Annotated in this window: 19 protein-coding genes; 4 read left to right on the forward strand and 15 right to left on the reverse strand. The window is 75.4% G+C overall.

Going from position 1 to position 23,312, the window contains the following annotated elements:
• Nucleotides 1-20: 20 nt before the first annotated feature.
• The 3 genes from WA616_RS03930 to WA616_RS03940 form a co-directional block, all read right to left on the reverse strand.
• On the reverse strand, nt 21-794 hold the full coding sequence (locus WA616_RS03930) for an enoyl-CoA hydratase/isomerase family protein (RefSeq protein WP_336027459.1): 774 nt from the start codon (nt 792-794) through the stop codon (nt 21-23).
• Complete coding sequence (locus WA616_RS03935) at nt 791-1,021, reverse strand: helix-turn-helix domain-containing protein (RefSeq protein ID WP_073420258.1); 231 nt, start codon at nt 1,019-1,021, stop codon at nt 791-793. The genes WA616_RS03930 and WA616_RS03935 overlap by 4 nt, the downstream gene beginning before the upstream one ends.
• A gap of 284 nt (nt 1,022-1,305) precedes the next feature.
• Nucleotides 1,306-2,907 (reverse strand): ABC-F family ATP-binding cassette domain-containing protein, encoded by a 1,602-nt coding sequence (locus WA616_RS03940; protein WP_336027460.1) that lies wholly within the window; start codon nt 2,905-2,907, stop codon nt 1,306-1,308.
• Between the two features lie 130 nt (nt 2,908-3,037).
• Between WA616_RS03940 and WA616_RS03945 the strand changes: the two genes are divergently transcribed.
• Nucleotides 3,038-5,194 carry an SCO7613 C-terminal domain-containing membrane protein gene (locus tag WA616_RS03945; protein WP_336027461.1) on the forward strand — a complete coding sequence of 719 codons (2,157 nt, stop codon included), beginning with the start codon at nt 3,038-3,040 and terminating at the stop codon, nt 5,192-5,194.
• A 46-nt stretch (nt 5,195-5,240) separates the two neighbouring features.
• Complete coding sequence (locus tag WA616_RS03950) at nt 5,241-7,079, forward strand: SCO7613 C-terminal domain-containing membrane protein (RefSeq protein WP_336027464.1); 1,839 nt, start codon at nt 5,241-5,243, stop codon at nt 7,077-7,079.
• A gap of 3 nt (nt 7,080-7,082) precedes the next feature.
• On the opposite strand, the gene WA616_RS03955 is transcribed toward WA616_RS03950, so the two are convergent.
• The 10 genes from WA616_RS03955 to WA616_RS04000 all read right to left on the reverse strand — a co-directional run bounded on the left by WA616_RS03955 (nt 7,083) and on the right by WA616_RS04000 (nt 17,307).
• On the reverse strand, nt 7,083-7,646 hold the full coding sequence (locus WA616_RS03955; RefSeq protein ID WP_217651213.1) for a GNAT family N-acetyltransferase: 564 nt from the start codon (nt 7,644-7,646) through the stop codon (nt 7,083-7,085).
• A 68-nt stretch (nt 7,647-7,714) separates the two neighbouring features.
• On the reverse strand, nt 7,715-8,131 hold the full coding sequence (locus tag WA616_RS03960; protein ID WP_073420262.1) for a metal-sulfur cluster assembly factor: 417 nt from the start codon (nt 8,129-8,131) through the stop codon (nt 7,715-7,717).
• The gene (gene sufU / locus WA616_RS03965) at nt 8,128-8,595 is read right to left on the reverse strand and encodes a Fe-S cluster assembly sulfur transfer protein SufU (protein WP_073420263.1); all 468 of its coding nucleotides are present in this window, start codon (nt 8,593-8,595) and stop codon (nt 8,128-8,130) included. Before sufU ends, WA616_RS03960 begins: the two co-directional genes overlap by 4 nt.
• Nucleotides 8,595-9,923 carry a cysteine desulfurase gene (locus WA616_RS03970; RefSeq protein ID WP_336027467.1) on the reverse strand — a complete coding sequence of 443 codons (1,329 nt, stop codon included), beginning with the start codon at nt 9,921-9,923 and terminating at the stop codon, nt 8,595-8,597. Before WA616_RS03970 ends, sufU begins: the two co-directional genes overlap by 1 nt.
• Nucleotides 9,920-10,693, reverse strand: a complete 774-nt coding sequence (gene sufC / locus WA616_RS03975) for a Fe-S cluster assembly ATPase SufC (RefSeq protein WP_336027469.1) — start codon at nt 10,691-10,693, stop codon at nt 9,920-9,922. The genes WA616_RS03970 and sufC overlap by 4 nt, the downstream gene beginning before the upstream one ends.
• A gap of 15 nt (nt 10,694-10,708) precedes the next feature.
• Complete coding sequence (locus WA616_RS03980; protein ID WP_073420266.1) at nt 10,709-11,062, reverse strand: non-heme iron oxygenase ferredoxin subunit; 354 nt, start codon at nt 11,060-11,062, stop codon at nt 10,709-10,711.
• 3 nt (nt 11,063-11,065) lie between these two features.
• Entirely contained in the window at nt 11,066-12,397 is a 1,332-nt protein-coding gene (gene sufD, locus WA616_RS03985) for a Fe-S cluster assembly protein SufD (protein WP_336027473.1), read from the reverse strand.
• On the reverse strand, nt 12,397-13,839 hold the full coding sequence (gene sufB, locus WA616_RS03990) for a Fe-S cluster assembly protein SufB (RefSeq protein ID WP_073420267.1): 1,443 nt from the start codon (nt 13,837-13,839) through the stop codon (nt 12,397-12,399). The genes sufD and sufB overlap by 1 nt, the downstream gene beginning before the upstream one ends.
• On the reverse strand, nt 13,836-14,657 hold the full coding sequence (locus WA616_RS03995) for a helix-turn-helix transcriptional regulator (protein ID WP_336027476.1): 822 nt from the start codon (nt 14,655-14,657) through the stop codon (nt 13,836-13,838). The genes sufB and WA616_RS03995 overlap by 4 nt, the downstream gene beginning before the upstream one ends.
• Before the next feature lie 109 nt (nt 14,658-14,766).
• The gene (locus tag WA616_RS04000; protein WP_336027478.1) at nt 14,767-17,307 is read right to left on the reverse strand and encodes an ATP-dependent Clp protease ATP-binding subunit; all 2,541 of its coding nucleotides are present in this window, start codon (nt 17,305-17,307) and stop codon (nt 14,767-14,769) included.
• Between the two features lie 199 nt (nt 17,308-17,506).
• Here WA616_RS04000 and WA616_RS04005 point away from each other — a divergent pair, with 199 nt between their 5' ends.
• Complete coding sequence (locus tag WA616_RS04005) at nt 17,507-18,451, forward strand: COX15/CtaA family protein (protein ID WP_336027480.1); 945 nt, start codon at nt 17,507-17,509, stop codon at nt 18,449-18,451.
• Nucleotides 18,452-18,578: 127 nt separating this feature from the next.
• Here WA616_RS04005 and WA616_RS04010 read toward each other — a convergent pair whose 3' ends face one another.
• Both WA616_RS04010 and WA616_RS04015 read right to left on the reverse strand, forming a co-directional pair.
• Nucleotides 18,579-19,565 carry a ScyD/ScyE family protein gene (locus tag WA616_RS04010; RefSeq protein ID WP_336027483.1) on the reverse strand — a complete coding sequence of 329 codons (987 nt, stop codon included), beginning with the start codon at nt 19,563-19,565 and terminating at the stop codon, nt 18,579-18,581.
• A 259-nt stretch (nt 19,566-19,824) separates the two neighbouring features.
• Nucleotides 19,825-20,766: a heme o synthase gene (locus tag WA616_RS04015; RefSeq protein ID WP_336027485.1), complete on the reverse strand. Its 942-nt coding sequence runs from the start codon at nt 20,764-20,766 to the stop codon at nt 19,825-19,827.
• A 303-nt stretch (nt 20,767-21,069) separates the two neighbouring features.
• Between WA616_RS04015 and tkt the strand changes: the two genes are divergently transcribed.
• Nucleotides 21,070-23,289, forward strand: coding sequence for a transketolase (gene tkt, locus WA616_RS04020; protein WP_336027486.1), 2,220 nt, complete (start codon nt 21,070-21,072; stop codon nt 23,287-23,289).
• Nucleotides 23,290-23,312: the final 23 nt, after the last annotated feature.

Raw genomic sequence — 23,312 nt, forward strand, 5'->3', positions numbered from 1 at the left:
TCCCCCGCTGTTCCGGTCGCTCAGCCGCCGGCGAGCTCGGTGAGCCGGCGCACCTGGGCCGCCCGCTCGGCGGCGTCCTGGGTGTCCGGGTCGTTGCGGACCGCCGCGCGCACCAGCGCCGCGGTCTCCCGGACGGCGCCCGCCGGCGGGGCGGTGACCGCCGCGGCCAGGGTGGCCACCGCGCCGTCGAGCTCCGCCGCGGGAACGACGACGTTCGCCAGCCCCCACGACAGCGCCTCCGCCGCCGGTACCGGCCGCCCGGTCACGCACACCTCCAGCGCCCGCGCGTAGCCGACGAGCTCGGCCAGCGTGCTGGTGCCGGTCAGGTCGGGCACGAGCCCCAGCGTCGCCTCGGGGAGCCGGATCGAGGCGTCGTCGGTCAGCACCCGCAGGTCGCAGGCCAGCGCCAGCTGCGCGCCCGCCCCGATCGCGTGGCCCTGCACCGCCGCGATGGAGACGATCCCGGGTGACCGCAGCCAGCGGAAGCCGGCCTGGTACCCCCGGATGCGCTCCTGCGCCCCGTCGGCGCCCAGCCCGCTCAGCTGGCCGAGCCCACCGGGCGTCGACGGGTCGGTGCTGAACAGGCTGCGGTCGAGCCCGGCGGAGAAGGATCGGCCCTCGCCCCGCACGACGACGACGCGGACGTCGTCGTCGAGGGAGTCGCCGACCGCCCGGAGCGCCGCCCACGTGGCCGGCGTCTGGGCGTTGAGCTGGTCGGGCCGGTCGAGCGTGACGGTGAGGACGGCGCCGTCCCGGCGGGTGCGGACCCAGCCGTCGGCGTCGGCCGCCGTCACGCGGTCTTCTTGCTGTTCCGGTTGGCGCCGCCACGGCTCCGCAGGGTGGCACCGGACTCCGACAGGAGCCGGTGCACGAACCCGTAGGACCGGTTGGTCGAGGTGGCCAGGGAGCGGATGCTCTCCCCGCCGTCGTAGCGCTTCTTCAGCTCGTCCGCGAGGGACGTGCGGTCGCCCCCGGTGATCCGCTTGCCCTTGCCCAGGTCCGCCGTGCTCGAGTCGGCCATGACTCCCCTCCGTCGCCGCCGTCGCGCCGGCCGGAGCCGGCGTGCCCGGTGCTGGTCCGCGTGGTGCCGCCGTCCCCGTGACGCCGGCCTCCCGGACTGATGATCACCCAGCCCCGGCGACCCGGCCACGCGAATGACAACTTCTACGGCGCGGCGTCATCGCGGTCCTACCGGACCGCACCGCGGCCAGGAGCCGTCCCCCGGTGGCGCTGAGCCCTGCCACGGCGTCCCGGTCGGGAGCCTCCGGCCCCGCGACCGGTCCGCCGTCCCCGCAGGGCGGCTCGTCAGGCCAACTCGACGAGGTCGGCGAGGTCCTCGCTCCAGGCGTCCTCGGTGCCGTCGGGCAGCAGGATCACCTTGTCCGGGTCGAGCGCGCGGACGGCGCCCTCGTCGTGGGTGACCAGCACGATCGCGCCGGTGTAGGTGCGCAGCGCCTCGAGCACCTGCTCGCGGCTGGCCGGGTCGAGGTTGTTGGTCGGCTCGTCGAGCAGCAGCACGTTGGCGCCGGAGACGACGAGCGTCGCCATGGCCAGCCGGGTGCGCTCACCGCCGGACAGGGTGCCCGTCCGCTGGTCGACGGTGTCGCCGGAGAAGAGGAAGGCGCCGAGGATCCGCCGCAGCTCGGTGTCGGTGCTGTCGGGCGCGGCCGAGCGCATGTTCTCCAGCAGCGACCGGTCCATGTCGAGGGTCTCGTGCTCCTGGGCGTAGTACCCGACGCGCAGGCCGTGCCCGGGCCGGACCTCGCCGGTGTCGGGCATCTCGGTGCCGGCCAGCATCCGCAGCAGCGTCGTCTTCCCGGCGCCGTTGAGGCCGAGGACGACGACCCGCGTGCCCCGGTCGACGGCGAGGTCGACGTCGGTGAACACCTCGAGCGAGCCGTAGGTCTTGGACAGGCCCTGGGCGGTGAGCGGCGTCTTCCCGCACGGCGACGGCGTCGGGAACCTCAGCTTGGCCACCCGGTCCTGCTGGCGCACCGCCTCCAGGCCGGAGGCCAGCCGGGCGGCCCGCTTGTCCATGCTCTGCGCGGCCTTGGCCTTGGTGGCCTTGGCGCGCATCTTGTCCGCCTGCGCGCTCAGCGCGTCGATCTTGCGCTCGGTGTTGGCGCGCTCCTGCCTGCGGCGGCGCTCGTCGGTCTCGCGCTGGGCGAGGTAGGCCTTCCAGCCCAGGTTGTAGACGTCGACCGTGGCCCGGTTGGCATCGAGGTGCCACACCTTGTTGACGACGGCGTCCAGCAACTCGACGTCGTGGCTGATGACGATCAGGCCGCCCTTGTGCGACGCGAGGAACGTCTTGAGCCAGGCGATCGAGTCGGCGTCGAGGTGGTTCGTCGGCTCGTCGAGCAGCAGCGTCTCGGCGTCGGAGAACAGGATGCGGGCGAGCTCGACGCGGCGCCGCTGGCCGCCGGACAGGGTGCGCAGCGGCTGGCCCATGACCCGGTCGGGCAGGCCGAGCGCGGTGCAGATGCGGGCGGCGTCGCTCTCCGCGGCGTACCCGCCGAGCGCGGCGAACTGGTCCTCGAGCCGGCCGTAGCGGCGCACCGCGCGGTCGCGCTCGGCGTCGTCGGCGGGCTCGGCCATGGCCACCTGGGCCTTGACCAGCTGCGCCTTGAGGCTGTCGAGGCCGCGGCCGGAGAGCACCCGGTCGGTGGCGGTGATGTCGAGGTCGCCGCTGCGCGGGTCCTGCGGCAGGTAGCCGATCTCGCCGGTGACGTCCACCTTGCCCGCGTGCGGCAGCCGCTCGCCGGAGAGCGTGGTGAGCGTGGTGGTCTTGCCGGCGCCGTTGCGCCCGACCAGGCCGATGCGGTCGCCGGCCTGCACCCGCAGGCTGATGTCGCTCAGCAGGATGCGGGCGCCGGCGCGCAGCTCCAGGCCGGTCGTCGTGATCACTGATCCCAGGGTAGGCGCTCCGCGGACGGATCCCGAGCGGATTGCCGGGTGACGTCCACAGCAGCTCTCCGTGTCCACAGCCGGGGTGAGATCGGTTCCGCGGACGCCGGGAGCAGGTCACCATCCGGGCATGAGCACGCCGACCTGGGCACCGCCCTGTCCCGTCTGCGGCACCCCGGCCGTCCCGGCGCCCGCGGCGTGCCCCGCCTGCGGGCTGCCGGCGGTGGCGCAGGCCGCCGTGGTGGTGGCCCGGATGGGTGCCACGATCGACGAGTTCGCCCGCGAGCGGGACGCGCTGCTCGCCACGCTGCGCGCGTCGGCCCGCCCGGCGACGACGCCCGCGCCGGTGCCGCCGCCCGTGACGGCGCCGCCGCCGGTCGTGTTCCCGGCCGTCCGCCGGCCGGGACCCGTCCCGCCGGTGCCGTTCCCCCCGGCGCCCCCGCACCTCCCGCCGCACGTCCCGGCCGCGGCGGGCCCCCTGGCACCTCCTCCCCCGCGGCGCCGGCTCAGTCCGCAGCAGGTGCTGCTCGGCCTGGGCGCCCTGCTGGTGGTCGCGGCGGGCGTGGCGTTCGTCGCGTTTGCCTGGACCCGGCTGGGCGTCGGCTTCCAGGCCGCGGTGATGGCCACGGTCACCGCGGCCGCGGTGGCGACGTCGGCGTGGGCGGCGCGGCGCGGGCTGCGGGCCACCGAGGAGGCGCTGGCCGCCGCCGGCTCGGCGCTGCTCGCCGTCGACCTGGCCGCCGCGCACGCGCTGGGGCTGGGCGGCGCCGACGCGGTGCCGCTGCGGCTGTGGGCCGGGCTGTCGTGCGTCGCCGTCGCGGCGGTCGCCCTGGCCGCCGGCCGGGCCACCCGCAGCACCGCCACGTGGCCGCTCGTCGCGCTGCTCGCGGTCCAGCCGGCCGGCTGGCTGCTGCTGCCCGGCGGGCTGGGCCAGGCGCCCGCGGCGGTCGCCGTGCTGCTCGGCACGGCGCTGCTCGACGTCGCCCTGCTGCTGGTCCTGCGCCTGGAACTGCACCGGGTCGCCACCGTGTTCGCCGCTCTCGTCGCCGCGGCGGGGGTCCTGCTCGGCGTCCCGCTGGCCTGGTCCGGCGACCCGGCCGGCTCGTGGACCGCCACCGCGGCCCTCGCCCTCGCCGCGGGCGGCGCGGTCGCCCTGCTGCGCGAGCCGCGGCTCGCACCGCGCCTGCCGGAGCCGGGCGTCACGGCTCCGGTCGCGGCGGGCGTCGCGGCCCTCGCGCTGACCGGATCGCTCACCGGCGCCGGCCTCGTGGGCACCGTGCTGGCCGGTGGGCTCGGCCTGGTGCTGCTCACCGCGGCGGCGCCGGCACCGGTGACCGGCCCGCTCGCGGGCGCGCTGCCGGCGGCCGGCGCCGTGCTGGCCGGTGGCGGCGCCGCGGTGCTGGCCGACGGGGGCCAGAACGCGCCCCTCGCGCTGCTCGTGCTCGCCGCGGCGGTGCCGGCCGGCCTCGCGGCCGTGCAGCGGCACGCGCTCCGGCCGGCCGCCACGGCGGCCGCGCTCGCCGCCCCGGCCCTCGCCGCGCTGGTCGCGTGGGAGGGCGGCCTGCTCGGCGCGGTGCCCGCCGCGCTGCTGGTCGCGCTCGTCGGCGCCGCCGCCTTCGCGGTCGCCGCGCTGCGCGCCGGGCACCCCGAGGAGTGGGCCGCGGCGGTCACCGGGACGCTGGCCGGCGCGGTCGCGGGCCTGGTCACCGTGGAGGCCGGCGCCTGGGGGCAGACGGCGGTCGACCTCGCCGTCGTCGGCGCGGCGGCGGGCTGCTACGCGGTCGTCGCGCGGCGCCGCCCGGTGGCCGTGCTGGCGGTGGCCGACCTGGTCGCGGCCGGCTGGATCGCTGCGGCGGGCGCCGAGATCACCACGCCGGAGGTCTACACGCTGCCCGCTGCCGCGGGACTGCTGCTCCTCGCCGTCCCGGCGCTGCGCACCGGCGCCGCGTCGTGGGCGGCCGAGGGCCCGGCGGTGGCCGTCGCGCTGCTGCCCTCGGCGGTGGTGGTGGTCGACGAGCCGACGGCGCTCCGGCTGGCGCTGGTGGTGGCCGCCGCGGCCGGGCTGACCGTCGGCGGCGCGCTCACCCACCGGCAGGCGCCCTTCCTCGTGGGGGCCGGGGCGCTGGTCCTGGTGGTGCTCGGCCGGCTGGCGCCCTACGCGCCGCTGGTCCCCCGCTGGGTCACGCTGGCCACCGCGGGGCTGCTGCTCCTCGTCGTCGGCGCCACCTACGAGCGGCGCCGCCAGCAGGCGCGGGAGGCGGTGGCCTGGGTCGCGCAGATGCGCTGACCTGCCCCTAGCGTGGGGAGCGCAGGGCGAGCGGAGGGGGACGGCGATGACCGGTGCACCGCCGCCACCGCTCCCCTACGCCGGCCCGCCGGCGCCCATGCCCGCGGGGACGGTCGCCCCGTCTCTGGAGACCCGGCTGCGCCCGCCGCAGGTGCTGCTCGGCGTCGGGGTGGTGCTGCTCGTGGCGGCCGGCCTGGCCGGGCCGTCGCTGGCCGGTGGGGCCGCCCGCCTCGGGCTGCTGCTGCTGGCCCTGGTCGCCGGGTGTGCCTCGGCCTGGGCCGCCCGCACGCGGCTGCGCAGCACGGAGGAGGCGTGCGCGGCGGCCGCGGCGGCGCTGGCCCTCACCGGCGCCGCGTCCGGCGACCGGCCGCTGGAGGGCGGACCGCTCGGGGCGCTGGTCGTGGCGGGCGTGTTCGTCTGCCTGCGGGTGCTGCTCCCCCGCCCGCTGAGCTGGCCGCTCGCGGCGTGGGCCGCCGTGCAGGTGGCCGCCCTCCGCTCGGTGGACCTGGCGCCCGCCGGGGTGCCCCGCACCGCGCTGCTGCTCGGCGTCACGCTGGCCGGGCTCGCGGTGGCCCTCACCGCGCGGCGGCCGCTGGCCCGCGTCGCCCTGGTCACCACCGCGCCGTGGTTCGCCGCGGGCGTGACCGGCGGGCTGGTCACCGCGGCCGGCGCGGAGGGTCCGGCCCGCTGGGTGTCGGCCGCGCTCACCGCCGCCACGGCGGCCGCGCTCCTGCCGGTCCGGCTGGAGCGGGCGGTCGAGCCGCTCCTCGGGCCGCTGCGGCTGGTGCCGGTGGTCAGCGGGCTGGTCGCGGGCGGGGCGGTCGCGGCGGCGCTGTCCACCGACGGCCCCGTGCCGCTGCCGCTGGCCGGCTGGCTCGGCGTGCTGCTGATGAGCGTCGCCGCCGCGCTGCTGACCGGCTGGCGCCGCGGGCTGCTGCTGCCCGCCGCGTACGCCGCCGGGGGCGTCCTCGTGGTGGCGGCGGTGGCCCAGCTGGTCGCGGCCGCGCGGTGGCAGGCGCTGGTCGTGCTCCTGGTGCTCACCGCGCTGCCCGCCGCCGGGGTCGCCGCGGTGCGCCGCGACGAGCGCCCGCAGGCGGTGCCCTCGGCCGTCGCGTGCCTGGCGGGGGCCGCGCTGCTGGCGATCCCGGCGGGGCTGCTCTCCCCGGGCGCCTCCGCGGCGGCGCTGACCGGCCTCTACGCCGTCACGCTGGCGGCGCGCCCCGGCATGGCCGCCGACCTGCGCGGGCCCACCGGCACGGTCGGCGCGCTCGCGGCGGCGGCCGCCCTCGTCGTGGTCGCCGCCCGCGCCGACTGGGGCGCGCTCGCCGTGCACCTGGCCGTGCAGGGCGCGCTGACCTGTGGCTGGGCGGCGTTCCTCACCCGCGCGCGGGGGGACGAGCGGGAGGAGCGGGCGGTCTGGCGCACGGGCGCGGCGGAGCTGGTGGCCGCCGCGTGGACCGGAGCCGCGCTGACCGGCGCGCCCGCGCTCGAGGCCTGGATCCTGCCGGCCGCCGCGGGGCTGTGGCTGGCCGCCGGCCCGCGGCTGCTCGACGGGCCGTCCTGGCCGGCGTGGGGCCCGGGCCTGGTGGTGGCGGCCGCGCCGTCGACGGTCGCGGCGGTCCTCGCGCCGGGCGCGCTGCGGCCGGTGCTCGTGCTGGTGGCCGCGGCGGTCGCCATGGCGCTCGGCGCCCGCACGGCGGTGCGGGCGCCCCTGCTCACCGGTGCGGTCACCGCGGTGGCGCTGGCCGCGGGGCTCGCCGTCCTCGCGCTGCCGCTGCCGGTCGTGGCCGCGCTCGCGGTGGGCGCGGTGCTGCTGGCGCTCGGCGCGCGGCGGGAGCTGCGGCCGGTCGCGGGCTTCGGGGCGCGGCTGTCGGAGATGCGCTGAGGATCAGGAGCCGAACAGGCACTCGGCGCCCACCGGCCGGTAGCCCGCGCCGAGGAAGGCGCGCAGCGAGGCGGTGTTGGCCGGCGCCACCTGCGCCCACAGCGGCGCCCCGCCGGGCACCAGTGACGGCGCGGCGGCCACCAGCGCGGTGCCCAGCCCGCGCCCGCGGGCGGCCGGGTCGACCTCCACGCTGACCTCCCAGCGCCGGGCCACCCCGCGGCCGAGCACCAGCACGGCGCACCCGTCGGGCGTCGTCCACGCGCGCACGTCGGTGCGGTGCAGCAGCGCGCGGTCCACGCGCGGGTGGTCGACCTCGGCCGGCACCAGCTCGATCCCCGGCCCCGCGGCGGCCGGCGCGGGCGCCACCAGGACCGCGTCGACCACGCCCGGCTCGACGCCGGTGCGGTCCGCCAGCGCGGCGAGGAACCGGGCGCCCAGCGGCGCGGCGAGCGGGTCGTGCGCCGTCCGCGCGGTCACCCAGTCCGGGTCGACGTCGGCGGCCACCACGTGCCACGCCGTCCCACCGACGACGACTGCCCGCGCCCCGGGGGGCGCGGGCAGTGTCACGACGCTCGCGTCGGCCGGCGGGTCGTCCCCGCCGGCGAGACGAGTGAGGAGATCGGCGAGGCTGCCGTTCAGACCCGGAAGCCGAGCGCGCGCAGCTGCTCGCGCCCGTCGTCGGTGATCTTGTCCGGGCCCCACGGCGGCATCCAGACCCAGTTGATCCGGATGTCGTCGACGAGGCCGGGGCCGGGGCCGCCGGTGAGCGCCTGGCGCGCCTGGTCCTCGATGACGTCGGTCAGCGGGCAGGCCGCCGAGGTCAGCGTCATGTCCAGGATCGCCACGTTGTCGTCGTCGACGTCGATGCCGTAGACGAGGCCCAGGTCGACGACGTTCACACCCAGCTCGGGGTCGACGACATCGCGCATGGCCTCCTCGACGTCCTCCAGCAGCGCCGACTTGTACGGCGGCAGCTCCGGGGTCGCGTCGGCGGTGGATCCGGCGGCGGGCTCGGTGGGGAGCCCGGTGGTGGGCTCGGTGGTCTCGCTCATGCCTGTCCTCCAGCGGGGGTCGCGGCCAGCGCGCGGGCCGAGGCGTCCTTGAGGGCCATCCAGCTCATCAGGGCGCACTTGATGCGGGCGGGGTACTTCGACACCCCGGCGAAGGCGATCGCGTCCTCGAGCTCGTCCTCCAGGCCCTCGGCCACGGTGGTGTCGCCCTTGGACTGCATGAGCGTCATGAACGAGTCGCCGGTGGCGAGTGCGTCGGTGACCGACCGGCCGACGACGAGGTCGTACATCGCCGAGACCGAGGCCTGGCTGATCGAGCAGCCCATGCCCTCGTAGGACACGTCGGCGATCGTCTCGCCGTCGAGGTGCACCCGCAGCGTCACCTCGTCCCCGCAGGTCGGGTTGACGTGGTGCACCTCGGCCTCGAACGGGTCGCGCAGCCCGCGCCCGTGGGGGTTCCGGTAGTGGTCCAGGATGATGTCCTGGTACATCGACTGCAGCTGCATCAGGCGGTTGCCTCCTCCGGCGTCACTCCGAAGAAACGCTGCGCGGCCCGCACACCTTCCACGAGCGCGTCGACGTCGTCGTAGCCGGTGTGCACGTAGAAGGTGGCCCGGGTGGTGGCCGGCACGCCGTAGCGGCGGACGACCGGCCACGCGCAGTGGTGGCCCACCCGGACGGCGATGCCGAGGTCGTCGAGGACCTGGCCGACGTCGTGCGGGTGGATGCCCTCCACGGTGAAGGAGACCGCGCCGCCGCGGGCGACGGTGTCCGGCGGGCCGATCACCGTGACGCCCGGGATCGCCTGCAGCTGCTCGAGGGCGTAGGCGGTGAGCGCCTCCTCGTGCGCCTGCACCTTGTCCATGCCGAGCGCCTGCAGGTAGTCGACGGCGGCACCGAGGCCCACGACCTGCGCGGTCATCGGGACGCCGGCCTCGAAGCGCTGCGGCGGCGGCATGAAGGTGCTGCCCTCCATCCGCACGACCTCGATCATCGAGCCGCCCGTCATGAACGGCGGCAGCGCGTCGAGGACGTCGTAGCGGCCCCACAGCACGCCGACGCCGGTGGGCCCGAGCATCTTGTGGCCGGAGAACACGAGGAAGTCCGCGCCGAGCGCGGCGACGTCGACCGGCTGGTGCGGCACCGACTGGGCGCCGTCGACCAGCACCAGCGCGCCGACCTCCCGCGCCCGGGCCGCGATCGGCTCGAGCGGGTTGATCGTGCCGAGGATGTTCGACTGCTGGGTGACCGCGACCAGCTTGGTCCGCTCGGTGACCACGGTGTCGAGGTCGGAGAGGTCGAGCCGGCCGTCGTCGGTGAGCCCGAGCCACCGCAGGGTGGCGCCGGTGCGCTCGCACAGCTGCTGCCAGGGCACCAGGTTCGCGTGGTGCTCCATCTCGGTCACGACGATCTCGTCGCCCTGGCCGACGGCGTACCGGCGGAAGGACGGCTCCTTGGCCGTGGCGGCGTTGGACAGTGCGTACGCGACGGTGTTGACCGCGTCGGTCGTGTTGCGGGTGAACACGACCTCCTCGACGGCGGCACCGATGAACCCGGCGATCTTCGCCCGGGCCGCCTCGTAGAGGCCGGTGGCCTCCTCGGCGAGCTGGTGGGCGCCGCGGTGCGGGGCGGCGTTGTGGTTCTCGTAGAAGTCCCGCTCGGCGTCGAGGACGCTGCGGGGCTTCTGCGAGGTGGCCCCGGAGTCGAGGTAGACCAGCCGCTTCCCGTCGCGCACGGTGCGCGACAGGATCGGGAAGTCCGCCCGGATCGCCTCGACGTCCAGTGGCAGGGGCGTGTGCGCCCCGGCACCGGGACGCGAGACGGTCTGGGTCATGCCTTCGCGGTCTCCTTCGAGTCCTTCACGTAGGCCGCGTAACCCTCGGCCTCGAGCTTGTCGGCCAGCTCCTTGCCGCCCTCGTCGACGACGCGGCCGCCCACGAACACGTGCACGAAGTCCGGCTGGATGTAGCGCAGGATCCGCGTGTAGTGCGTGATCAGCAGGACGCCGACCTCGCCCTCGGCGCGGGTGCGGTTGACGCCCTCGGAGACGACGCGCAGGGCGTCGACGTCGAGGCCGGAGTCGGTCTCGTCGAGGATCGCCATCTTCGGCTTGAGCAGCCGCATCTGCAGGATCTCGTGGCGCTTCTTCTCACCGCCGGAGAAGCCCTCGTTGACGTTGCGCTCGGCGAACGCCGGGTCCATCTCCAGGGCCGACATCTCCTCGCGGACGTCCTTGACCCAGGTGCGCAGCTTCGGCGCCTCGCCCTTGACGGCGGTGGCGGCGGTGCGCAGGAAGTTCGACACCGAGACGCCGGGGACCTCGACCGGGTACTGCATGGCCAGGAACAGGCCGGCGCGGGCGCGCTCGTCGACGCTCATCGCGAGGACGTCCTCGCCGTCGAGGGTCACCGTGCCGCCGGTGATCGTGTACTTCGGGTGCCCGGCGATCGAGTAGGCGAGCGTGGACTTGCCCGACCCGTTGGGGCCCATGATCGCGTGGGTCTCGCCCGACCGGACGGTCAGGTCGACGCCGCGGAGGATCTCCTTGACGTCGTCGCCCTCACCGACCGTGACGTGCAGGTCGCGGATCTCCAGAACCGACACTTCTTCTCTCGCTCCTCAGTTGCCGGACGCCAGGGGCAGGCGGCCGTCGGCGTCGATGTCGACGAGCACGTCCTCCCCCTCCACGCGCACCGGGTAGACGTCGACCGGCTCGGTGGCCGGCAGGTTGGTGGGCTCGCCGGTGCGCAGGTCGAAGCAGGACCCGTGCAGCCAGCACTCGATCGTGGGGGCGCCGTCGAAGGTCTCGACGTCGCCCTCGGACAGGGGCACCTCGGCGTGGGAGCAGAGGTCCTGCAGCGCGTAGACCTGCCCCTCGAACCGGACGACGGCGACGTCGACGTCGGCGAGCTCGACGCGCAGCGCGCCGTCCTCGGGGACCTCGGAGAGGCCGCAGACCCGCTCGAACGCCATCGGTCAGGCCACCTCGACCGGCTGCTCGTCGAGGCCGGGCAGGGCGCCCAGGCGCGTCTCGATGGAGCGCATGAGCCGGTCCTGCAGCGCGTCGACGCCGATGTGCTGGACGACGTCGGCGAAGAAGCCGCGCACGACCAGGCGGCGGGCGGTCTCGGCGTCGATGCCGCGCGAGCAGAGGTAGAACAGCTGCTCGTCGTCGAACCGGCCGGTGGCGCTGGCGTGGCCGGCGCCGACGATCTCGCCGGTCTCGATCTCCAGGTTGGGCACCGAGTCGGCGCGGGCGCCGTCGGTGAGCACCAGGTTGCGGTTGAGCTCGTAGGTGTCGGTGCCGGTGGCGGCCGGGCGGATCCGGACGTCCCCGACCCACACCGTGCGCGCGCCCTCGCCCTGCAGCGCGCCCTTGTAGAGCACGTTGCTGGTGCAGTTCGGGACGGCGTGGTCGACCCAGAGCCGGTGCTCCTGGTGCTGCGTCTCGTCGGAGAAGTAGACGCCGAAGAGCTCCGCGGTGCCGCCGGGACCGGCGTACTGCACGTTGCTGACCAGCCGGACGAGGTCGCCGCCGAGGGTGACCACGACCTGCTTGTAGCTCGCGTCGCGGCCGACGACGGCGTCGAACTGGCCGCCGTGCACCGCGCCGGGCGCCCAGTCCTGCACGGACACGACGGTCACCTGCGCGCCGTCGCCGACGAGCACGGACACGCCGCCGGCGTAGCGGGCGAGGCCCGTGTGGTCGAGGACGACGGTCGCCTTCGCGAACGCGCCGACCTCGACGACGAGCTGGCCCCACACGACGTCACCCAGGTCGTCCGGGCTCCCGGTGCCGGCCAGGCCCAGGGTGAGCGGGCGGTCGAGCTGCGCCTCGGCGGCCACCCGGACCACCGCGGCACCACCGCTGCGCTGGCGGGCGAGCGCGGCGAGCCGGTCGACCGGCTCGGGCAGGCCCTTGAGCAGCGGGTCGTCGGCGTCGACGCTGGTGAGCTCGGCGCCCTCGGGCAGGTCGGTCGTCCAGGCCAGGTGCGCGTCGGACGCGGCGCCGTCGAGCAGCGCGCGGACGCGGCGCATCGGGGTGAACCGCCACTCCTCCTCGCGGCCGGTGACCGCGCCGAAGGCGTCGGGGTCGGTCGAGGTGAAGCGCTCGGCCGGCGAGCCGGTCGGGGTGGTGCCGCCGTGCGAGTGCGCCCCGGGGGCGGCCTGCCCGGCGGTGCCGGTGCCGGCCGCGGGGACCGCAGGCGGGCCCGCCTGGGTGCCCACCCCCTCGCCGAACAGCTCGCCGGCGAGGGTGGCGGACTCCGTGGTCAGACCGGTGGTGCTGGGGGTGTTCGGGTCGGTCATCAGCCGACGGCACCTTCCATCTGCAGCTCGATGAGCCGGTTGAGCTCGAGGGCGTACTCCATGGGCAGCTCGCGGGCGATCGGCTCGACGAAGCCGCGCACGACCATCGCCATCGCCTCGTCCTCGGACAGGCCGCGGCTCATCAGGTAGAAGAGCTGGTCCTCGCTGACCCGGGAGACGGTCGCCTCGTGGCCCATGGCGACGTCGTCCTCGCGGACGTCGACGTAGGGGTAGGTGTCCGACCGGCTGATGGTGTCGACGAGCAGCGCGTCGCACTTGACCGTCGACTTCGAGCCGTGGGCGCCCTCGTCGATCTGCACGAGGCCGCGGTAGGAGGTGCGGCCGCCGCCGCGGGCCACCGACTTCGACACGATGGTCGAGGAGGTGTTCGGGGCCGCGTGCACCATCTTGGCGCCGGCGTCCTGGTGCTGGCCCTCGCCCGCGAAGGCGATGGACAGGACCTCGCCCTTGGCGTGCTCGCCGGTCATCCAGACGGCCGGGTACTTCATGGTGACCTTGGAGCCGAGGTTGCCGTCGATCCACTCCATGGTCGCGCCCTCGTGGGCGATCGCCCGCTTGGTGACCAGGTTGTAGACGTTGTTCGACCAGTTCTGGATGGTCGTGTACCGGCAGCGCGCGTTCTTCTTGACGATGATCTCGACGACCGCGGAGTGCAGCGAGTCCGACTTGTAGATCGGCGCGGTGCAGCCCTCGACGTAGTGCACGTAGGCGCCCTCGTCGACGATGATCAGCGTCCGCTCGAACTGGCCCATGTTCTCGGTGTTGATCCGGAAGTAGGCCTGCAGCGGGATCTCGACGTGCACGCCCTTCGGCACGTAGATGAACGAGCCACCGGACCAGGTCGCGGTGTTCAGCGCGGCGAACTTGTTGTCGCCGGACGGGATGACCGAGCCGAAGTACTCCTTGAAGAGGTCCTCGTGCTCCTTGAGGGCGGTGTCGGTGTCCAGGAAGAGGACGCCCTGCTCCTCGAGGTCCTCGCGGATCTTGTGGTAGACGACCTCGGACTCGTACTGGGCCGCGACGCCGGCGATCAGCCGCTGCTTCTCCGCCTCGGGGATGCCCAGCTTGTCGTAGGTGTTCTTGATGTCCTCGGGCAGCTCGTCCCACGAGGTCGCCTGGGCCTCGGTCGAGCGCACGAAGTACTTGATGTTCTGGAAGTCGATCCCCGACAGGTCCGAGCCCCAGTCGGGCATCGGCTTGCGGTCGAAGAGCTTGAGCGCCTTGAGGCGGCGCTCGAGCATCCACTCGGGCTCGTTCTTGCGCGCCGAGATGTCCCGGACGACGTCCTCGTCCAGGCCGCGGCGGGCGGAGGCCCCGGCGACGTCGGCGTCGGCCCAGCCGTACTGGTAGCGGCCGAGCTGCTCGATCTGCTCGTCCTGCGTCAGCGGCGTGCCGGTCACCGGCTGCTGGGTGCTGGTCATGCGGGCGTCCTCTCCCGGTCGCTCGTGGGGGTGCTGCGTGCGGTGCTGGTGGACGGGGCGGTGCGCGGGACCCGCGCTGCTCGCTCACCGGGTACAGGGCTCGCGGGGGTCGATCTGTTCCCCGCGCGGGTGTGGTCCCGGACGCCGCGGGGCGGCCCGGGGATGTGGGTGGTGCAGACGCCGTCGCCGTGGGCGATCGTCGCCAGCCGCTGCACGTGGGTACCCACGAGCCGGCCGATCACCGCGGTCTCGGCCTCGCACAGCTGCGGGAACTCCGCGGCCACGTGCGCCACCGGGCAGTGGTGCTGGCACAGCTGCCCGCCGCTGGCGATCGCGGAGGCCGAGGCAGCGTAGCCCTCGGCGGTCAGCGCCCCGGCCAGGGCCCGGGCCCGCTCGACCGGCGCCCCGCTGGTGCGGGCGACGGCGTCGGAGGCCCGCCGCTCCAGGCCCGCGAGCTGCGCCTCGGCCACGGCGCGGACGGCGTCGGGCCCGCCCGAGGCGGCGACGTACCGCAGCGCGGTGAGCGCCAGGTCGTCGTAGGCGTGCGCGAAGCCCGAGCGGCCGGCGTCGGTGAGGTGGAAGCGCCGGGCGGGCCGGCCCCTCCCCCGCTGCGTGCCGGGCGCCGCCCGCTCCTCCACGCCCCCGCGGGCGGCGAGCGCGTCGAGGTGACGGCGGACGGCGGCGGGGCTCACGCCCAGCCGCGCGGCCAGCTCGCTCGCTGTCTGCGGACCGTGCTCGAGCAGCAGCGCGGTCACGCGGTCACGGGTGCGGACGTCGTCGGCCCGCACCGCCCCCGCCTGTCCCGCGCTGGTTTCCACAACACGATTGTGTCCTATTTCCGGACGCCCGCAAGGAAGGCCGCCCTAAGTCACCCGGCCCCTGACCGCGCAGGTCAGGGGCCGGGTGAGGCAGATCACCAGCGGGTCGTCAGGCCTGGCCGGCCGGGACGGCCTCCTCCTCGACGCGGAGGTCGAGCGCGCCGTCCCGGGCGTCGACGACGACGGTCCGGCCGGGGCCGACGCGGCCGTCGAGCAGCAGCCGGGCGAGGGCGTTGTCGACCTCCCGCTGGATGGCCCGGCGCAGCGGGCGGGCGCCGAACTGCGGCTCGTACCCGCGGTCGGCGAGCCAGGCGACGGCGTCGTCGGTGAACTCCACCGTGATGTCCTGGGCCGCCAGCCGGCGCCGCGTCTCGTCGAGCAGCAGCCGGGTGATCTGCTGCAGCTGCTCGCTCTCCAGCTGCTGGAAGACCACGATCTCGTCGATCCGGTTGAGGAACTCCGGCCGGAAGGACTCCCGCAGCCGCCGCATGAGCCGCTCGCGCAGCCCGGCGTCGGCCGCCGCGGCGTCCCCGGTGCCGAAGCCGAGCGGGGCGTTGCGGCCCTGGATCAGCTCCGACCCCAGGTTGCTGGTCATCACCAGCACGGTGTTCGTGAAGTCGACCGTGCGGCCCTGGGAGTCGGTGAGCCGGCCGTCGTCGAGCACCTGCAGCAGGGTGTTGAAGACGTCGGGGTGCGCCTTCTCGATCTCGTCGAGCAGCACCACCGAGTAGGGCCGGCGGCGGACCGCCTCGGTGAGCTGGCCGGCGTCCTCGTAGCCGACGTAGCCGGGCGGGGAGCCGACCAGGCGGCTGACGGTGTGCCGCTCCTGGAACTCGCTCATGTCCAGCCGGACCATCCGGTCCTCGTCGCCGAACAGCGCCTCGGCCAGGGCCCGGGCCAGCTCGGTCTTGCCGACGCCGGTGGGGCCGAGGAACAGGAAGCTGCCGATCGGCCGGTCGGGGTCTCCGAGGCCGACGCGGGAGCGCCGGACCGCCTCGGAGACGACGGACACGGCGTCGTCCTGGCCGACCACCCGCTGGTGCAGGTGCTCCTCCAGGGCCAGCAGCCGCTGCATCTCCTCCTGGGTCAGCTGGGCGACCGGGATGCCGGTCTGCCGCGAGACGACCTCGGCGATGTCGTCGACGCCGACCTCGGGCACCCCGGGCCGGCCGCCGCCGCGCGCCTCCTCGAGGCGGGCCTGCGCCGCCGTGAGCTGGTCGCGCAGCTCGGAGGCGCGCTCGTACTGCTCGGCCGCGACCGCCTGGTCCTTCTCCCGCTGCAGCCGGTCGACCTCCTGCTCGAGGCCGCGCAGGTCGGTCGGCGGGGTCTTCACCCGCCGGCGCACCCGGGCTCCAGCCTGGTCGATGAGGTCGATCGCCTTGTCCGGCAGGTGCCGGTCGGTCACGTAGCGGTCGGACAGCTCGACGGCGGCCCGGACGGCGTCGTCGGTGAAGCGCACCTGGTGGTGGGCCTCGTAGCGGTCCCGCAGGCCGCAGAGGATCTGCACCGTGTCCTCGACCGTCGGCTCGGACACGAGGATCGGCTGGAAGCGGCGCTCGAGCGCGGCGTCCTTCTCGATGTTGCGCCGGTACTCGTCGAGCGTCGTCGCGCCGACGATGTGCAGCTCGCCGCGGGCCAGGGCCGGCTTGAGCATGTTGCCCGCGCCGCCGGAGCCCTCGGACGCACCCGCGCCGACGACGGTGTGCAGCTCGTCGATGAAGACGATCACCTCGTCGGAGTGCTCGCGGATCTCGTCCATGACCTTCTTCAGCCGCTCCTCGAAGTCGCCGCGGTAGCGGGTGCCGGCCACCAGGCCGGTGAGGTCGAGCTCGACGAGGCGCTTGCCACGCAGCGTCTCGGGCACGTCGCCCTCGACGATCTGGGCGGCGATGCCCTCGACGATCGCGGTCTTGCCGACGCCGGCCTCGCCGATGAGCACCGGGTTGTTCTTGCGGCGCCGGGAGAGGACCTCGACGGTCTGCTCGATCTCGGACTCGCGGCCGATCACCGGGTCGATCTGGCCGTTGCGGGCCATCGCGGTGAGGTCGCGGCCGTACTCGTCGAGGGTCGGGGTGCTCGACGGTGCCGACGGCCCCGCCCCGCCCTGGCCGGGCCGCCCGCCGCCGGGGGCGCCGCCGCCGGTGGCCGCCTGCTGCAGCGCCTCGGGGGTGACGCCGCGCTCGCGCAGCACCCGCCCGCCGGGCGACTCCGGGTTCACCGCGAGGGCGAACAGCAGGTGCTCCGGGCCGATGTAGGTCGAGCCGAGGGCGCGCGAGACGCGGTGCGCGTCGAGCAGCGCCCGCTTGGCGGCCGGGGTGAGCGAGGGCGCCTCGTCGAGGGGCTCGCCGCGGCGAAGCTGCTCGTCGAGGGCGGCGCGCAGCCGGTCGGGGTCGGTGCCCGAGCGCGCCAGCAGGGTGCGGGTGCTCTCGTCGGCGGTCATCGCCCACAGCAGGTGCTCGGTGTCGAGGTCGGCGCTGCCGGTGGCCACGGCCTGGTGCGCCGCGGCGTTCACCAGCTCGCGGGCCTGCTGGCTGAGGAACTGCGTGATGTCGACCCGCTGCCGCGGCGCGCGCTGCTCGCCGCCGAGGTACCGGGAGAAGAAGTCGTCGAACGGGCTCCCGTAGGGGCCCGGGAAGAACGGGCTGGTCATACCTCACGTCCAAGGGGAGTCGGGGAGGTCGGTGGGGCTCCGGTACCCGCGGAGGCGGTACCGGTACCGGCGCACCGACACCAGGACGGCGTCCCCGCCGCCTGCGTCCTGTCCAGCGCGGACGCGGGCCCGCCGCTTCCCCGCTCCGGTCCGCCCTGAGCGAACCGGGCGGCCCGCCCGGCGCGGCTAGCATCGGGCCGTGCAGGTCCTGCCCCGCTCGTTCTCCCCCGCCGTCATCAGCCGCCTGGCGCTGGCCAACGTGGTCGCCAACGGCGCGATCGTCGTCACCGGCGGGGTGGTCCGGCTGACCGGCTCGGGACTCGGCTGCCCCACCTGGCCGCGGTGCACCGAGGAGAGCTTCGTCACCACGCCGGAGATGGCCGGCCACGGCCTGATCGAGTTCGGCAACCGGCTGCTCACCTTCGTGCTGACCGCCGTCGCGGTGGCCACGCTGGTCGCGGTGTGGCGCTCGGTCCGGCGCGACCTGCGCCCGCTGGCGGTCCTCACCTTCCTGGGCATCCCGGTGCAGGCGGCCATCGGCGGCGTCACGGTGCTGACCGGGCTGAACCCGTGGACGGTCGCCGTCCACTTCCTCGTGTCGACCGTGCTCGTGGCGCTGGCGACGGTGCTGTGGCTGCGCTCCCGGGAGCCGGGCGTGGGGCAGCCGCTGGTGCGCCGCCCGTTCGCCCTGCTGGTCGGCGGGATCGCCGCGGTGACCGGCGTCGTGCTGGTGCTCGGCACGATCGTCACCGGCTCCGGGCCGCACAGCGGCGACGTGGACGACGACGACGTGCCGACCGGCGACCGGATGGGCTTCGACCCGGAGACCGTGAGCCAGCTGCACGCCGACGCGGTCTTCCTGCTCGTCGGCCTGACGATCGCCCTGCTCGTGGCCCTGTACGCCACCGACGCCCCGGGCCGCGTGCGCCGGGCCGCCCGCGACCTGCTGGTCGTGCAGCTGCTGCAGGGCGTCGTCGGCTTCGTCCAGTACTTCACGCACCTGCCGGTGGCGCTCGTGCTGCTGCACATGCTCGGCGCGGTGCTCACCACGGTGTTCACGGCGCGGCTGGTCTGGTCGGTCCGCGGCCCGGCCAGCGAGCAGCCGCTGGACGCCCCCTCCACCCAGGTCCCCGCCGCCCGCTGAGCCGCCGCCCGCTGACCCGGCCCGCCGGCGGGCCGCCGCCCGCCGACCCGCCGGGCCGGTGAGGAGCGCCGGGCGGTCGTCACCGCACCCCGGATGACGACCTCCCGGCGCACTTCGCTCCCCGGCGTCAGCCGTGCAGGCGCGCGGTCCAGACCTCGCCGTCCAGCGTGACGACGTAGGCGGTCCGGCCGACGACCTCCATCGACGTCGGTCGGTCGAACGGCCCGGCCACCGGCGCGAGGCCGCCGTCCCGGGTGACCCGCAGCAGCTGCCCGGTGTCCGGGTCGGCCGGTGAGCCCTCGATGTTGCCCTCGGTGAACTCGCCCTGCGACAGGGCGAGGACGCCGCCCCGGCCGCGCTCGACGTCGACCAGCAGCCGCGCACCCGAGGCGACCTCGCGGACGTCGTCGTCCCCCGGCCGGAAGGCGACCACCCGGCCGTTCTCCGGCAGGTGCGGGACCGGCCCGGCCAGCGCGAGCAGGACCCGGTGCCCGGAGGCGTCGAGGCCCGTCGGGACGACGTTGCCGAGGGCCAGGACCTCCCTCACCCCGCCGTCGAGGGTCACGTGCAGCACCCGGTTGTGGTGTCCGTCGGTGACGAGGAAGCCGCCGTGCCAGGACTCCATCGCGTACTGGACGCCGGTGGGGACCTCGATCTCGAAGCCCTCCGGTGGGTTCGCCTGCGACCAGGTACCGATGTCGGCGACGACGGTGCAGGTGTGCGGGCCGTCGACGCGGTACAGGCCGACGACGTCGTCCCCGCCGAGGTCGGCGCCGACGAGCGTGACCAGGACGTAGGCGGTGCCGCCCAGGAAGTCGACGTCCATCGCCCCGCCCGGGCCGACGGCCGGCAGCAGGGGCGGCAGGCAGTCCGCGACCGGAGTGGCCGCGCCGGTGCGGCGGTCGATGCGGGTCAGCTCGCCGGAGACGGGTTCGGTCACGTACAGGTCGCCGCCCGGTCCGATGGCGCTGCCCGAGCCGCCGTCCAGGCCCGTCACGAGCAGCTGGGGCCGGACCGTGGCAGCCGGCGGTGCCGCGCCTGCCGCGCCGGGCGCGGCCACCCCCAGGAGCAGCAGTGCGGCGCCGGCACCGATCACGCGTCGTGGAGTCCCCACGGTGGTCCCTCTCCCGAGGCGGTCCCCCGCGGCGCGGCGGGGTGACGGGTCGTCACCCGGAACCGCCGCGCACCGGAGGGCCGGTCTACTCCCCCGCCGGGCCTGCGGGCGCCGCCGCCGCCGTCGTGGCCGCGCTCCCCGGCACGGCGGCACGGCTCGTGACCGGATTCCGACGCGCCGCGAGCCGGGACACGACGGCGCCCCGGTGGCCGGCGAGCCCGGACCCCAGGCGGGTCCGGGCTCGCGGCGGAGCGGGAGGTCAGACGAGGACGTCGATGGCGATGGCGATCGACAGCAGCGTCATGTGCGTGATCGACACCGAGAACAGCCTCATCGGCCGGTCGGGCACGCCGGCGCGGATGCGGTCGAGCCACTGGTGGGACTCGGCCACGTACCAGGCGCCGAGCAGCCCGCCGCCGATGGCGAAGGCCCAGTCGAGGACCGGCGTGATCGACCCCATGAGCAGGGTGGCACCGAGGGTCGCCCAGGCCCACGCGACCGACTGCCGGCCGACGCTCTCCGGCCCCGCGACCACCGACAGCATCGGGACGCCCGCGCGGGCGTAGTCCTCGCGGAAACGGCTGGCCAGCGCCCAGAAGTGCGGCATCTGCCAGCAGAAGACGACGGCGAAGAAGGCCAGCGCCGGCCAGTCGAGCGAGCCGGTCACCGCGGCCCAGCCGATGAGCACCGGCGCCGCGCCCGGGAACGCCCCGAACACCGTGTTGTGCCGGGTCCGGCGCTTGAGCACCATCGTGTAGACGACGGAGTAGGCCAGGATCGCGACGGCGGCCAGCGCGGTGGCCAGCGGCGTGGTGGCCACCCAGAGCAGGGTCAGCGACGCCGCGGCGAGCACCAGGCCGAACACCAGCGCCGCCCGCGGCGACACCACGCCCGACGGGATGGGCCGGTTCGCGGTGCGCGACATGAGCCGGTCGATGTCGCGGTCGTACCAGCAGTTGACGACGTTGGCCGCGCCCGCGGCGAACATCCCGCCGACCATCGTGGCGCCCACGAGCCGCCAGGACGGCCAGCCGTCGGCGGCCATCATCATCGCCGGCAGCGTGGTGACGAGCAGCAGCTCGACGAGCTTGGGCTTGGTCAGCGCGACGTAGGCACCCACCAGGCCGGAGAGCCGGCGGGCGGAGACGGCCGGTCGCTCGGCGAGCGCCGTCACCTGGTGGCCTCGACCGCGTGCGCGCACGGGCAGCAGGGCACCACCGGGCACGAAGACAGCACGGGGGTCCCTTCGAACCGTGGATGAACGGACCCACTGTAGCCCTCGGGCACGCCCTGGACCGGGCGGGATGACTAGGGTCTGATCACGTTGACGCCGCGCGGACAGCGGGTAGGGCCGTCGCCGACGACGGAGGGTCTCGGGCCATCGCCGCCCCGGGGACACCCGGGCCCAGCCGACCACCGCGCCCGCGTCGCCCGCCCGGGAGCACGGGACACCGGTCCCCGGACGGCCCCGCAACGGCCGATCCTCGAGGAGACAGCGCCCGACATGAGCAGCGACACCAGGAGCACGGAGTCCGAGGCCCCGGCCGAGGCCGCCACCGACGCGCCCACCGGCGACCCGCGCCAGCCGCACCCCACGCTGCCGGAGGACCTCGGCGACCTCGACCGCCGGGCGATCGACACCGCGCGCGTCCTCGCGATGGACGCGGTGCAGAAGGTCGGCAACGGCCACCCCGGCACCGCGATGAGCATGGCGCCCACCGCCTACCTGCTCTTCCACAAGTGGCTGCAGCACGACCCGACCGACCCGAACTGGGTCGCCCGCGACCGCTTCGTGCTCTCGATGGGCCACTCCAGCCTGACGCTCTACGTGCAGCTGTTCCTGTCCGGCTACGGCCTGGAGGTCGAGGACCTGCAGGCGCTGCGCACCTGGGGCTCGAAGACCCCGGGCCACCCGGAGGTCAACCACACCCCGGGCGTCGAGACCACCACCGGCCCGCTCGGCCAGGGCGTGGGCAACGCCGTCGGCATGGCCATGGCCGCCCGCCGCGAGCGCGGCCTGCTCGACCCCGACGCCCCCGAGGGCGAGAGCCTGTTCGACCACACCATCTGGGCCTTCGCCTCCGACGGCGACCTGGAGGAGGGCGTCAGCGGCGAGGCCTCGTCGCTGGCCGGCACCCAGCAGCTCGGCAACCTGGTCCTCGTCTACGACGACAACCGGATCTCCATCGAGGACGACACGACCGTCGCCTTCACCGAGGACGTCGGCAAGCGCTACGAGGCCTACGGCTGGCACGTCCAGCGCGTCGACGACGGCGAGGACCTGGCCGCGATCGACGCCGCGTTCGCCGCGGCCAAGGCCGAGACCTCGCGCCCGTCGATCATCGTGCTTCGGACGATCATCGCCTGGCCCGCCCCGAACAAGCAGAACACCGGCGCCTCCCACGGCTCGGCGCTCGGCGACGACGAGGTGCGCGCCACCAAGGAGGTCCTCGGCTTCGACCCCGAGCGCACCTTCCAGGTCGACGACGACGTCCTCGCCCACGCCCGCTCCGTCGTCGAGAAGGGCCGGCAGGCGCACGCCGAGTGGCAGCAGCGCTTCGACGCCTGGGCGCAGGCCGACCCGGAGGGCGCCGACCTGCTGGCCCGCATGCGCGAGCGCCGACTGCCCGAGGGCTGGGCCGACGTGCTGCCCACCTTCGACGCCGACCCCAAGGGCGTGGCCACCCGCAAGGCCTCGGGCAAGGTGCTCGCCGCGCTCTACCCGGCGCTGCCGGAGCTGTGGGGTGGGTCGGCCGACCTCGCGGAGAGCAACAACACCGCCGTCGAGGGCGAGCCGTCGTTCCTGCCCGCCGACCGCCAGACCAAGATGTGGAGCGGCGGCCCCTACGGCCGCACCCTGCACTTCGGCGTCCGCGAGCACGCCATGGGCGCGATCATGAACGGCATCGCGCTGCACGGCGGCACCCGCGTCTACGGCGGCACGTTCCTCACCTTCAGCGACTACATGCGCGGCGCCGTCCGCCTGGCCGCGCTCATGCAGCTGCCGGTCACCTACGTGTGGACGCACGACTCGATCGGCCTGGGCGAGGACGGCCCGACCCACCAGCCGATCGAGCACTTCGCCGCGCTGCGCGCGATCCCGGGCCTCGACGTCGTCCGCCCGGCCGACGCCAACGAGGTCTCGGTCGCCTGGCGCACGATCCTCGAGAACAACGACCGGCCCGCCGGCATCCTGCTGTCGCGGCAGAACCTGCCGGTGTTCGACCGCGGCGAGTTCGCCTCCGCGGAGGGCGCCGCGCGCGGCGCCTACGTGCTGGCCGACGCCTCGAACGGGCAGCCCGAGGTGATCCTGCTGGGCACCGGCTCGGAGGTGCAGATCGCCGTCGCCGCCCGGGAGCGGCTGGAGGCCGACGGGGTCCCCACCCGCGTGGTCAGCGTGCCGTGCGTCGAGTGGTTCGCCGACCAGGACCAGGCGTACAAGGACGAGGTGCTCCCGCCCTCGGTCCGCGCCCGCGTCAGCGTCGAGGCCGGCGTGCCGCTGGGCTGGCGCGAGTTCGTCGGCGACGCCGGCCGCATCGTGGGCCTGACCCACTACGGCGCCAGCGCCGCCTACTCGGTGCTCTACGAGGAGTTCGGCCTGACCGACGAGGCCGTCGTCGCCGCCGCCCGGGAGAGCATCGAGGCCGCCCGCTCCGGGAACGCCGTCCCCGCCGGCCCGGTTGCAGCCACCGGCGGGCTCCCCCACCCCACCGGCGACCGCTGAGGCCCCGGCCCGGTTCCAACGGA

This window comes from Geodermatophilus sp. FMUSA9-8, assembly GCF_037034165.1.
Lineage (GTDB): Bacteria > Actinomycetota > Actinomycetes > Mycobacteriales > Geodermatophilaceae > Geodermatophilus > Geodermatophilus nigrescens.

Bases quoted from the DNA above. Each gene is read 5' to 3' on its own strand.
- WA616_RS03935 (WP_073420258.1), bottom strand. From the start codon at position 1,021: ATGGCCGACTCGAGCACGGCGGACCTGGGCAAGGGCAAGCGGATCACC.
- WA616_RS03945 (WP_336027461.1), top strand. From the start codon at position 3,038: ATGAGCACGCCGACCTGGGCACCGCCCTGTCCCGTCTGCGGCACCCCG.
- WA616_RS03950 (WP_336027464.1), top strand. From the start codon at position 5,241: ATGACCGGTGCACCGCCGCCACCGCTCCCCTACGCCGGCCCGCCGGCG.
- WA616_RS03960 (WP_073420262.1), bottom strand. From the start codon at position 8,131: ATGAGCGAGACCACCGAGCCCACCACCGGGCTCCCCACCGAGCCCGCC.
- sufU (WP_073420263.1), bottom strand. From the start codon at position 8,595: ATGCAGCTGCAGTCGATGTACCAGGACATCATCCTGGACCACTACCGG.
- WA616_RS03970 (WP_336027467.1), bottom strand. From the start codon at position 9,923: ATGACCCAGACCGTCTCGCGTCCCGGTGCCGGGGCGCACACGCCCCTG.
- WA616_RS03980 (WP_073420266.1), bottom strand. From the start codon at position 11,062: ATGGCGTTCGAGCGGGTCTGCGGCCTCTCCGAGGTCCCCGAGGACGGC.
- sufD (WP_336027473.1), bottom strand. From the start codon at position 12,397: ATGACCGACCCGAACACCCCCAGCACCACCGGTCTGACCACGGAGTCC.
- sufB (WP_073420267.1), bottom strand. From the start codon at position 13,839: ATGACCAGCACCCAGCAGCCGGTGACCGGCACGCCGCTGACGCAGGAC.
- WA616_RS04000 (WP_336027478.1), bottom strand. From the start codon at position 17,307: ATGACCAGCCCGTTCTTCCCGGGCCCCTACGGGAGCCCGTTCGACGAC.
- tkt (WP_336027486.1), top strand. From the start codon at position 21,070: ATGAGCAGCGACACCAGGAGCACGGAGTCCGAGGCCCCGGCCGAGGCC.